Source organism: Pseudomonas sp. H11T01, from assembly GCF_048515765.1.
Classification (GTDB): Bacteria; Pseudomonadota; Gammaproteobacteria; order Pseudomonadales; family Pseudomonadaceae; genus Aquipseudomonas.
The window spans coordinates 22,311-33,735 of sequence record NZ_JBLYED010000047.1; the positions used below are offsets into that span (position 1 = coordinate 22,311).

10 protein-coding genes and 1 pseudogene are annotated in these 11,425 nt (G+C 60.1%); 4 read left to right on the forward strand and 7 right to left on the reverse strand.

What is annotated here, in order from left to right; genetic code table 11:
* Window positions 1-102 precede the first annotated feature (102 nt).
* From ACN1C3_RS32610 to ACN1C3_RS32620, 3 genes are all read right to left on the reverse strand, one after another.
* Window positions 103-918, reverse strand: a complete 816-nt coding sequence (locus ACN1C3_RS32610; protein ID WP_419119841.1) for a sugar phosphate isomerase/epimerase family protein — start codon at window positions 916-918, stop codon at window positions 103-105.
* Window positions 919-923: 5 nt separating this feature from the next.
* On the reverse strand, window positions 924-1,976 hold the full coding sequence (locus ACN1C3_RS32615) for a Gfo/Idh/MocA family protein (RefSeq protein ID WP_419119842.1): 1,053 nt from the start codon (window positions 1,974-1,976) through the stop codon (window positions 924-926).
* 265 nt (window positions 1,977-2,241) lie between these two features.
* Window positions 2,242-3,018 carry an IclR family transcriptional regulator gene (locus tag ACN1C3_RS32620; protein ID WP_419119843.1) on the reverse strand — a complete coding sequence of 259 codons (777 nt, stop codon included), beginning with the start codon at window positions 3,016-3,018 and terminating at the stop codon, window positions 2,242-2,244.
* Window positions 3,019-3,206: 188 nt separating this feature from the next.
* On the opposite strand from ACN1C3_RS32620, the gene ACN1C3_RS32625 reads away from it, so the two are divergent.
* The 3 genes from ACN1C3_RS32625 to ACN1C3_RS32635 all read left to right on the forward strand — a co-directional run bounded on the left by ACN1C3_RS32625 (window position 3,207) and on the right by ACN1C3_RS32635 (window position 7,004).
* Window positions 3,207-4,925, forward strand: a complete 1,719-nt coding sequence (locus ACN1C3_RS32625) for an FAD-dependent oxidoreductase (RefSeq protein WP_419119844.1) — start codon at window positions 3,207-3,209, stop codon at window positions 4,923-4,925.
* A gap of 226 nt (window positions 4,926-5,151) precedes the next feature.
* Complete coding sequence (locus ACN1C3_RS32630; protein WP_419119845.1) at window positions 5,152-6,045, forward strand: neutral zinc metallopeptidase; 894 nt, start codon at window positions 5,152-5,154, stop codon at window positions 6,043-6,045.
* Window positions 6,045-7,004, forward strand: a complete 960-nt coding sequence (locus ACN1C3_RS32635) for an alpha/beta fold hydrolase (RefSeq protein ID WP_419119846.1) — start codon at window positions 6,045-6,047, stop codon at window positions 7,002-7,004. The genes ACN1C3_RS32630 and ACN1C3_RS32635 overlap by 1 nt, the downstream gene beginning before the upstream one ends.
* Window positions 7,005-7,018: 14 nt before the next feature.
* Here ACN1C3_RS32635 and ACN1C3_RS32640 read toward each other — a convergent pair whose 3' ends face one another.
* The 3 genes from ACN1C3_RS32640 to ACN1C3_RS32650 all read right to left on the reverse strand — a co-directional run bounded on the left by ACN1C3_RS32640 (window position 7,019) and on the right by ACN1C3_RS32650 (window position 9,154).
* A complete protein-coding gene (locus ACN1C3_RS32640; RefSeq protein ID WP_419119847.1) occupies window positions 7,019-7,612 on the reverse strand; it encodes an HAD family hydrolase in 594 nt (197 codons plus the stop codon).
* Window positions 7,609-8,478: an acyl-CoA thioesterase II gene (gene tesB, locus ACN1C3_RS32645; RefSeq protein WP_419119848.1), complete on the reverse strand. Its 870-nt coding sequence runs from the start codon at window positions 8,476-8,478 to the stop codon at window positions 7,609-7,611. Before tesB ends, ACN1C3_RS32640 begins: the two co-directional genes overlap by 4 nt.
* Before the next feature lie 106 nt (window positions 8,479-8,584).
* Window positions 8,585-9,154 carry a GNAT family N-acetyltransferase gene (locus ACN1C3_RS32650; protein WP_419119849.1) on the reverse strand — a complete coding sequence of 190 codons (570 nt, stop codon included), beginning with the start codon at window positions 9,152-9,154 and terminating at the stop codon, window positions 8,585-8,587.
* A gap of 86 nt (window positions 9,155-9,240) precedes the next feature.
* Between ACN1C3_RS32650 and ACN1C3_RS32655 the strand changes: the two genes are divergently transcribed.
* A complete protein-coding gene (locus ACN1C3_RS32655) occupies window positions 9,241-10,161 on the forward strand; it encodes a histone deacetylase (RefSeq protein ID WP_419119850.1) in 921 nt (306 codons plus the stop codon).
* A gap of 213 nt (window positions 10,162-10,374) precedes the next feature.
* On the opposite strand, the pseudogene ACN1C3_RS32660 reads toward ACN1C3_RS32655, so the two are convergent.
* Window positions 10,375-10,733 (reverse strand): annotated as a pseudogene (locus ACN1C3_RS32660) (DUF6124 family protein).
* Window positions 10,734-11,425 lie beyond the last annotated feature (692 nt).

Genomic DNA, 11,425 nt, shown 5'->3' on the forward strand with positions numbered 1-11,425 from the left:
GGGAGATTGATCGTTCCCACGCTCTGCGTGGTAACGCATCCATGGACGCTCCGCGTCCGTTTCTGAAGTGACGCAGAGCGTCACGGTATGCATAACGATCAGCTACAGGTTTTCCAACAACGCCCGGGTCTTGTCCAACGCCATTTGCGCCCGCTGCAAGGCGCTCACGCCTTGCTCCAACAAATGCACAGTCGGAATCTCCAGGCTCAAGGGAATATTGACCGGTAAACAACGTAACAACCCAAGCAAGTCGCAATCGCCGTCGCCGGGGAAACGCCGCTCGTTGCGCGCCTGACGCAGAATCTCCTGCATATCCGCTGGCCGTGGCCCCGCCACATCGCACAGCTGTGCATAACGCAGGCGAGAAGGTGCCATCCTGACTATGTCCTCCAGCCGCGAAGCCGAGCGGTCGAAATGGAAGGCATCCACCAGCACCCCGCCCGTTTCCCGTCCGGCGTTTTCCACAATGCGCGCGGCTTGCTCGAGGTTACGCGCATCGGTCCAGGGCATGAATTCCAGATGCGTGTGCAACCCATACTGACTGGCCAGGTCGCACAACGCAGCAAAGTTATCCGTCAGCCGTGACTCATTCGGATCATTACCTGCGACCAACAATTCACTGGCCCCAAGTTCAGCGCCGACAGCAAGGATCGCCTCAAAATCTGCAACACAGGTTTCTGGTTTGAGCCTCAGGATCTCCACATCGAGCACCCGGATGCCGGTGTCACGTAACCGCGTCAATGTTTGCCGGAGTAGCCCGGGGTCAGCAACCAACGGAAAATGGTGTTCCTCAGGCGTCGCCGGCACCAGTCGCAAGCCGACATGGCTGTAACCGGCACGGGCGGCGACCTCGACCATTTCCGGTGGCGACACTTCGAGCACTGTCAGGCTGGCCAGGGAAAAAATACGTTCGCTCATAGTCATCACTCGATCAGGGCCGGGGCGCAAGCGCGACCGGTTTCGGCGGCTTCGCGGATGGCTTCAATCAATGCCAGGGTGCGAGCGGCGTCGGCGACACTCACCAGTGGTTCCACTTCGCCTCGCGCAACTCGGACGAAATGCTGCAATTGCAGGCGCAACGCCTCATCCGCAGTGAAACTTTCCTGCACCGCCAGCAACGGCTGATGCCACCCGGCACCGGCCTCGGCGTACTGCCAACGCTTGAGCTGCGGGATGCTCAGCGCACCACCGGTTCCAGCCAGCAAGTAGCACGGTTGATCGGATTGCTGTGGATAAATCGGGTTTTCACCGGAGTCCAGCTCCCAACTCCAGGGCGCCGCCACCGCATCGGAACCGGTCAGACTGCCCAACGCACCGTTGTCGAATTGCAGCAATACCGCCGCGCAATCTTCATTGGCAAAACCGCGCACGGCGTTACTGGTGATGGCCTGAACCTGGCGTACTTCGCCGCACAGATGGCGCAGCAAATCGAGATCGTGGATCAGGTTGGTCAGCAACATCCCGGCACCGGGCTCACGGCGCCAGGGGATCTCGAAATAGCTGTCCGGTTTTTGCAATTGCCAGAGTGCGGTCACCGTGGTCAGCCGCCCCAGTGCGCCGCTGCGCACCAACTCATGAGCGCGTACGATCAACGGATTGTGCCGCCGGTGATGCCCCACCAACACCGGCACACCCGTGGCTTTCGAGGCAGCAACCAGCTCGCGCACTTCGTCCATGTGCACACCCACCGGTTTCTCCAGCAGCACCGGCACACCCAGGCTCAAACAATCCAGTGCCGTGCTGACATGCAGGTTGTTTGGGTTGGCGACGATCACCGCCTCTGGCTGCACCTGCTCGAGCATCTGCCGGTGATCAGCGAAATACGGAACGTCCCACTCGGCGGCCATGCCAGCGGCCTGAGGCCCCGGATCGGCTACCGCACACAACGTGGCTTCGGTTAGGTGTTTGAGGTGGTGATAATGCTGCTGGCCCATATTGCCGGCGCCGATCAGAGCGATGCGAAGTGGCGAGTTCAAAGCGGAAATCCTCTTGTGATTGTTCTCGGGAGGCTGAATTCAATTTATTTAGAACTCGGTTCCAATTTCAATCAAGAGAGAAATAAAAAACTGTGCGAACAGCGCACGGATTTGAGAAATGAGAGGCCGTGATGCTGATCGTTCCCACGCTCCCGCGTGGGAATGCCTCAATGGACGCTCCGCGTCCGCTTTTGTGACGCAGAGCGTCACGGGCTGCATTCCCACGCAGAGCGTGGGAACGATCATTTGAGTCAACCTGAAAGGATCAACTAAACAACTCAGACGCCTGGCTCGCCGCCGACAACTCGTCCGCAAACCTCAACAACAGCGGCGCCAATTCATGCAGCCGTGCCTGAGGCAGCCGCGCACTCGGCCCCGCCACACTGAGCACACCAACCACCCGCCCATCCACTGGATGACGCACCACCGCGGCAATCGCCGAGGTGCCGACCGCTGAACTCTCCTCGACCCAGGCATAGCCCTGCTCACGAGCCAGACGCAAACGTTCGAGCAGTTCAATGTTGGAACGCGGCGCATTCGGGCCCAGCTCCAGCGGGACGTCTGCAGCCTGTCGTTCAACCAGCGACAAGGCCTCTGCGTCACTCAGGCAAGCCAGCCAGGCATGCCCGGATGCGGTGTAGAACAGCGGCGCTTCACGGCCCATGTCAGGGTCGTAACGCAGGCCGGAACGGGCACCCTGAGACTTGGCAATCCAGGTCTGGCGCTCGCCCTCGATCACCCCCAAACGCACCAGTTCACCGGTTTCCTGAGCCAGACGATCAAGCACCGGCTGAACGATATCCGCCCCGCTGCTGGACAGGTAACGAAAGCCCATGGCGACCAGTTTGGTCGACAGGTGATAACGCAGATTGTCAGGATTTTGCCGCACGTAACCCAGCCGGATCAGCTCAGCGAGCAGACGGTGGGTGGCGCTTTTCGGGATGTCCAGTTGCTCCGCCAGGGTCTGCATCGGCAGGCCTCGCGGGTCACTGGTAAGACTTTCCAGAACGCTGAAAACGCGCTCGATTTGACTGCCGGCCATGGTTGGGGTCCAGACGAAATTTGCGTGATTCTAGAAGACAACGTATCGAATACGAAACCTGGAACTGCGTTCCGGGATGAAATCAGTCCTCAGCCCGTCACTTGCCGTTTTCAATTCGACTCCGTATATTTTGGAATCAAGTTCCACAAAATAACAACTTACTTGAGTCCTTCCGGAGTTCTGCCTCGATGCCTGCCGCCTCCCCCCAGCAAGAAATCGACTGCGACGTACTGATCGTCGGCTCTGGCGCGGCGGGTCTGTCAGCCGCCGTCACGGCCGCATGGCATGGCCTTAACGTCATCGTCGTCGAAAAGGACGAGGTGTTCGGCGGCGCCAGCGCCTGGTCCGGCGGCTGGATGTGGGTGCCGTGCAACCCCTTGGCCCAACGCGCTGGCATCATCGAAGACGTGGAACTGCCGCGCACCTACCTCAAGCACGAACTGGGCGAGCGCTATGAGCCGGCGCTGATCGATGCCTTCCTCGAAGCAGGGCCGCGCATGGTGTCGTTCTTCGAGCGCCACACTTCGCTGCAGTTTGCCGACGGCAACGCCATCGCCGATATCCATGGCGAGACTCCAGGGGCTGGCACCGGCGGACGTTCAGTCATCGCCGCGCCCTACGACGGTCGTAAGGTCGGCAAACTGCTCAAGAGCCTGCGCAAAACCATGCGTGAGACTTCGTTCATGGGCATGCCGATCATGGCCGGTGCCGATCTTTCGGCGTTCCTCAACCTGACCCGCTCACTGCCCGCAGCACTGCACGTGGTCAAGCGCTTCAGCCGACATTTGCTTGACCTCATGCTGCACGGCCGCGCCATGCACTTGGTCAACGGTGTGGCGCTGATCGCCCGCCTGGCGAAATCGGCTGAAGACCTCGGCGTGTTGCTCTGGGCATCGGCACCAGTTACCGAGTTACTGCACGAGAACGGCGAGGTACGCGGTGCGGTGGTCAGTACCGCCAAGGGGACCTTCCACATCCGCGCCCGCAAAGCCGTGGTGCTGGCCGCAGGTGGTTTCCCCAACGACATAGAACGACGCAAAGCACTGTTCCCGCGCACACCTACCGGCCATGAGCACTTGGCCTTGCCGCCGCTGGGCGCATCGGGGGACGGGCTGCGGCTGGGCGAAAGCGTCGGCGCGCAGGTCAAGACCGATCTCGAGTCGCCGGTGGCCTGGGCACCCGTCTCGCAGGTGCCGCACAAGGATGGCAGCATCGGTCACTTCCCACACATCATTGAGCGCGGCAAGCCCGGGATCATCGGCGTCTTGAGCAACGGCCAGCGCTTCGTCAACGAAGCCAACGGTTACTACGACTATGTAACAGCGATGGTTGCCGCCGCGCCGCAAGGTGAGGAAGTGGCTTCCTGGCTGATGTGCAGTCACCGCTTCCAGCGTCGCTATGGCCTCGGCATCTCTCGTCCTTTTCCATTGCCGGTGGCGCCGTTCATTCGCTCGGGCTACCTCAAGACGGGCGACACCCTCGAGGAATTGGCCCAGGCCTGCGGCATCGACGAGAACGGTCTGCGCGCCACCCTTTCGTACTACAACCAACATGCACGGCACGGTGACGACCCGCAGTTCGGCCGCGGCTCGACACCCTACAACCGCAAACAGGGCGACCCGCTGCAGCAGCCCAACCCCTGCGTCGCCCCCATCGAAAAAGGCCCGTTCTATGCGGTGAAAGTCCAGCCGGGCTGCTTCGGCACCTTCGCCGGGCTCAAGGTGAATGAGCACGCCCAAGTACTTGATGGTGCAGGCCAGGCTATCCATGGGCTGTACGCCGCAGGTACCGACATGGCCAGCATCATGGGCGGCTACTACCCGGCCGGCGGCATCAATCTCGGCCCGGCGCTGACCTTCGGCTACATCGCCGGTCGCCATATCGCCGGCGCCAGCGCTTACGAGTAGGAAATCGAACCGTACTCACGCAGCCGGCGGTCGCCCACGTCAATAAAACCCATCACCTGACGGAATTTGATGGGCTGTCTATGTTCTATGGAGTTCTGAATATTTATCGGCAACCACGAAATCGTTGCCGAGAATGCTACGGTGCACGGCATTAGCCGGACGACCGGGCTGGCGCCAGTCCCACTCACCAGCAACACTCATCACCAGACTGAAAGAGGATTCCCACATGCTATGGAAAAAAGGTCGACGTAGCGACAATGTGGTGGATGCTCGCGGTGACGATACTGGCGAAGGCGGCGGTGGGATGCGTTTCGGTGGTGGCAAGGGTCTGAGCCTGACTGCCATCGTGCTGATTATCGGCATCGGCTGGTTGACCGGCCAGGACCCGATGCAGATTCTCGGGCAACTGACCGGCCAGATGAGCGAACAATCGACACCTGCCACCCAGCAGACCCGCAAGGCACCGCCGGCCAATGATGAACAGGCAGAATTCGTACGCTCCATCCTCGGCGATACGGAGGACACCTGGGGCGAGATTTTCCAGCAGGCCGGGCGCCAATATAAGAACCCGACACTGGTCCTGTTCAGCAACGGGGTGAACTCTGCGTGTGGCTTTGCCACCTCCGCCACGGGCCCCTTCTATTGCCCGAACGATCAAAAGGTTTATCTGGACATGAGTTTTTTCCGCGAGATGTCCCAGCGTTTCTCCGCTGCCGGTGACTTTGCTCAGGCCTATGTGATCGCTCATGAAGTCGGCCACCACGTACAAACCTTGCTCGGGGTTTCCGCCAAAATTCAGGCTGCGCGGCAACAGGGCCAACGAATGGAAGGCGATGGCGGCTTGCTCGTGCGTCAGGAGTTGCAAGCGGACTGCCTGGCCGGTGTCTGGGCCAACAATGCGCAAAAACGTCTGAACTGGCTGGAGCCGGGTGACATCGAAGAAGCCCTGAACGCCGCCAATGCCATCGGTGACGACCGCCTGCAACAGCAGAGTCAGGGCCGCGTGGTGCCGGACTCCTTCACCCATGGCACTTCGGCGCAACGGGTCCGTTGGTTCAAGGCCGGTTTTGCTCAAGGTCAGATCAACCAGTGCGACACCTTCGCCGCGAGAAACCTGTAATGCGTAAGTGGCTGCTGACTCTACTGATCACCTGCGCCAGCACCCAGGCTGCCGACCACGGGGTGGAGGCGATCAGCTCCGGGCGCTTGCAGTTGCAAGCCGGAGAGATGGCGGTGAGCGTAGGCCCGTCGCCGACGAAAATCGAGCGTATGCTGATCATCATTCATGGTCGTTTACGCAATGCTGAAACCTACCGCCGGAGCGCTGAACGCGCGGCCAAGCAGGCCGGACAAAGCACGACCACTCTGGTGATCGCCCCGCAATTTCTCAATGAAACCGATATCACTAGCCATCCACTACTGCCGGACAGCGTGTTGCGCTGGCAGGGCAATGACTGGATGGCCGGCGGCTTATCCACAGGTCCAAATCCTCTGAGCTCCTACGCTGTTATTGACGAAATCGTCGCCCGACTGGGTGATCGAAAACAATTTCCAGACGTGAAGGAAATCGTCATCGCCGGTCACTCCGGCGGCGCTCAGGTGGTTCAGCGCTACGCCTTGTTGAGTCACGATCAGCCAGCCCTCAACGCGGCCGGCGTGCAGGTGCGCTACGTGATCGCCAACCCCTCCTCGTACGCGTATTTCAACGAGCAACGGCCAGTGGCTTTCAATCATGCGGGTTGTCCGAACTTCAATCGCTGGAAGTATGGGCTGACGGATTTGCCCGCCTATGCCGGAGGGCAAACACCCGCACAATTGGAGGAAAACTACGCCAAACGTGACGTCACTTATTTACTGGGGCAGCAGGACATCGACCCGAATCATCCGGCGCTGGATAAAAGCTGTGAGGCCCAAGCCCAGGGCGCTTATCGGTTGATTCGCGGGCACTATTATTTTGATTATCTGAAGCGGCGCCATCCTCAAGGGTTGAGTCAGCAGCTGATCGAAGTGCCCGGGGTTGGGCATGATGGGGATGGGATGTTTACATCGCCTGAGGGGCAGAAGGCGTTGTTCAGGTAACAGCAAAAAGATCTTCAAGCAGACAACATTTGCCTAAGCACCACACAATCCCGCGCATGCCAGTCCGTCAATTCCGGCCACGGATTTTCCGGCAAGTTGACCAGCACAGTCCGGGCGCCAGCCGCCCGACCGCAGTCCAGATCAAAGCGATAATCACCGACCATCACCAATTCGCTGGGCGCCACATCCCAGGCTTGCGCCAGTTTCAGCAAACCACCTGGATGAGGTTTTGGTGGGGCTTCATCGCGGCCCAGCACATCCTCTGCCGCGAAGCAGTCCGCCAGGCCGATCGCCTCCAGGGTCACATGGGCCAGCTCACGGGCGTTACGAGTCAGGATGCCAAGGCGATAACCGCGCCCCGCCAGCTCCCGCACCAACTCCACCGCACCGGGCGCAGGTCGCGAGCCCAGCGCCAGATCCCGTTCGTGCTCGAGCAGCCAGGCATGCTTGGCCGCAGCTTCATCGGCCGGTAGCGCGGCGAGGTGGGTCAGGATGTCGTGCTCAGCGGGAATCGCCAACGCCTCGCGGATCGCCGCGAAGTCATGCACGGCGATCGTCAGCGTGCCGTCCATGTCGAACACCCAGTACCGCACCTCACAGAGACTCATGCCCAATCCTTGCGATGACGAATCAAGCCTTCTTGAGTGGCCGACGCCACCAGTTGCCCAGCGCGATTGAACACGCTGCCCCGGGAAAAACCACGGGAATTGCCGGCCCACGGGCTGTCCATCGCGTACAGCAGCCAATCATCGGCGCGCAGGTTGCCGTGGAACCACAAAGCATGATCGAGGCTGGCGACTTGCATGTCTTTCTGCCAGACCGACTTGCCGTGGGGCAGCATCGCGGTGGTCAGCAAACCGAAGTCCGACGCATAAGCCAGCAGGTATTTGTGCAGCGCCGGCGAGTCGGCCAAGGCACCGTCGGCACGAAACCACACGTATTTGATCGGGTCGCCGGGTTGCGGGTTGTAGGGGTCTTTTTCCGTCACCGGGCGCACTTCGATCGGCTTGGGGCACAGCAGCTTTTCGCGCATGTGCTCTGGAATCAGGTGCGCGCTCTGCTGGGTGATCTCCAGCTCCGATGGCAGGTTTTCCGGGCCGACCACGTGCGGCATCTGCAGCTGATGCTCGAAACCTTCTTCGTCGTACTGGAACGAAGCACTGCAGGTGAAGATTGGATTGCCCTTCTGGATCGCGGTGACACGACGGGTACTGAAGCTACCGCCATCACGCACCCGATCAACCTGATACACCACCGGCAAACCGGCATCACCGGGGCGCAGAAAATACCCATGCATCGAATGCACATGACGCGCTTCTTCGACAGTCTGGCTGGCCGCCGACAGCGATTGACCGAGTACCTGGCCGCCGAACAACTGGCGAAAACCCAGGTCCTGGCTGCGGCCGCGAAAGAGGTTCTCTTCGATCGGTTCCAGGGTCAGCAGGTCGACCAGATCATCCAACACGTGGCTCATTCAGACTCTCCTCACACAGAGCAATGCCGCGCAGTCTTGGCTGCAGCGGTCGATTCAGTTTTTGGCCCGAGCCAACAATGGACCCATTGTAAACGTCCAGGCCGGCTTATCCATGCAAGGTTGCCAGCCATTGTTCACGCGTGATGCGGTACAGCACATGATGGCGCAACGGATTATCGCTGCCGAGCTTTGGATGTTCGAAGTCGTGCGCAGGGTCGTAGTGCATACCGATCGCCTGCATGACTTTCTGCGACGGCAGGTTGGTCGCGGTGGTAAACGCCACAATTTCCTTCAGCGCCAACCGGTCAAAGCCGCAGCGCAGAGCGGTCCAGGCCGCTTCGCTGGCATACCCCAACCCCCAATGTTCGCGAGCCAGGCGCCAGCCGATTTCCACCGACGGTGTGAATGTTGCGTCGAAACCGACATGCAGCAGGCCGGTCAGGCCAATAAAGTCCCCGGTATCCTTACGCTCCAGCGCCCACAGGCCGAAGCCATGTTCGGCAAAATGGCCGCGTATTCGGCCGATCAATGCTGCACTTTCCAGACGACTCAAGGGCGCCGAAAAATAACGCATGACCTGCGGATCGGCACACATGGCCGCAAACTCCGGCAAATCGTCATCACGCCACTGACGCAACAGCAGCCGCGCGCTCTCAAGTTCCAGTATCGGCTCCATCGTGCCCCTCCGTTTCCATGCCGCAAGTCTACATCGCTGGTAGGATCCTTCACTCATTCCTACATGCCTTCCTAGATAAATCTGCCATGCCCCTGCCGCTGATCTACCACGAAGACTACAGCCCCGAGTTTCCGGCGGAACATCGCTTCCCCATGGACAAATTTCGCCTGCTGCGCGATCACCTGGTGGACAGCGGTCTGACCCGCGACCCCGAGCTGTTGCGCCCGCAACTGTGCCCGCCGGACATTCTCGCCCTCGCCCATGACCCTGATTACATCGAACGCTATATGGGCGGCGAATTGTCCCGTGAAGACCAGCGGCGCCTCGGCCTGCCCTGGAGCGAGGCACTGGCCCGGCGCACCGTGCGTGCGGTCGGCGGCTCGCTGCTGGCCGCCGAACAAGCGCTTGAGCATGGGCTGGCCTGCCATCTGGCCGGTGGCACCCATCACGCCCATTACGATCATCCAGCAGGATTTTGTATTTTCAATGACCTGGCAGTGATCAGCCGATATCTGCTGGAAAGCGGCCGTGTCGGTCGGGTCCTGATCTTCGATTGCGATGTGCACCAAGGGGACGGGACTGCACGCATTCTGGAACACACCCCGGACGCGGTAACCGTTTCCCTGCATTGCGAAAAGAACTTTCCGGCACGTAAAGCCCAAAGCGATTGGGACATCCCGTTGCCCATGGGCATGGGCGATGTGGACTACCTCAACGTGGTCGACGATGCGTTGAACTACCTGCTGCCGCTCTACAAGCCGGACCTGGTGCTGTATGACGCCGGGGTGGATGTGCATAAAGATGACGCGCTGGGCTACCTGAAGCTGACCGACCAAGGCGTCGCCGCTCGCGATGAAAGCGTGATGCGCCACTGCCTGGGACGCGATATCCCGGTGGTCGGCGTGATCGGCGGCGGTTACAGCAAAGACCGCAAAGCACTGGCGCGACGCCATGGCATTCTCCATCACAGCGCGCAACGGGTCTGGGAGTCATCAGGCTGTCACTAAAATGTGGGCGCGTTACCCACAATGCCTGTGGAACTGCCTGTGGATAACCTGAGTGAAAGGCTCTGCAGGTGCTGCTACGTATAGCCTGCAGAGCGCTGAGTATTTTTTGATCAGTTAACTGATTAGTGGGCAAGCCCCTCTCGCCACAAATGTCGTCAGACTGAAGAATCGCGATACCTGACTGGCTCTGGAGGCTCTATTTCCCAGCACTGACTATCGCGGATCGACGTTATCCAGCGCCCGATTGGCCAACAACTCCCCCAGCTCGATCATCTGCTGAATACCCAACGCAACATGACGCCGCGAGCCTTCCAGCTCGAACGCCAGATCGCTGACCATGGCATTGGCCGACGCCAGGGTTTCACTGAGATTGACCAGCAAACGCTCGGTGTCGATGCCGTCGATTACAGTGAAGATATGAGGCGATGGTGGAGTGACCTTGGGCTTTTCGGCTAAGGGCGGAAGGTGAAAATCGAGCGCCCGGGTGGCTGCATCGTGTAGTTTTTTGAATCGAGGGACGCGTAGGGGGAAACGATGTCGGTTTCGGGGGGATTTGGGCTGTGTTTGATCATGGTGAAGCTCCTAGAGTAGTGGAGCTGCCACCAGGTCTTCTCACGGACTTGAGGGTGGCAGCCGTACGCGGGGTGAGAAACCAGGACTCTAGGAACCCAGCCACGCCGAAACGTGCCCGCGCACAGCCGCCATAACTTGAAGTACAGACGAAAAAAAGCGCCTGCACTGTATATGGTGGGCGCCTGTGCGCCTAGAGATGTCCGGATTCTCACGTCCGATCGCTGAATTGGCAGCGACATTCGGAGGTTAGTCAGGCCACTTCTGACCGGCAACCTTAAAAACCTGTGGGAAAGTTCTTCGTACGCCGAAAAAAAGCCAAGATCAAAAGATCGCAGCCTGCGGCAGCTCCACAAAGGGAACGCGTACACCCTACAAACAGGCCGGCCGGTAGGCCGCCTCGCTTTTGCTTTTGATCTGCCCGCCCCTTCGGGAGGCCGAGTGGAGGTGTTCATCAGGGGGTTGGCGCGTAGCGCCGTCAGCGAAGCTGACTCCGCCGCATTGCGGCGCCCCCTGATGGACGCCGGAGCGAGGGAACGCCGAGCCTTGGCGAGGTGCCGTACGCTTGGGGCGAAGACCTAATGAGATGGTCAGCCCGGTGAGAACCTCGGCGAGTCTAAACTTGCCGAGGCTCTCTCTTTACCGAAGGAGGATCTCTCATGAACACCGTAACGCTTCTGGGTATCGACATCGG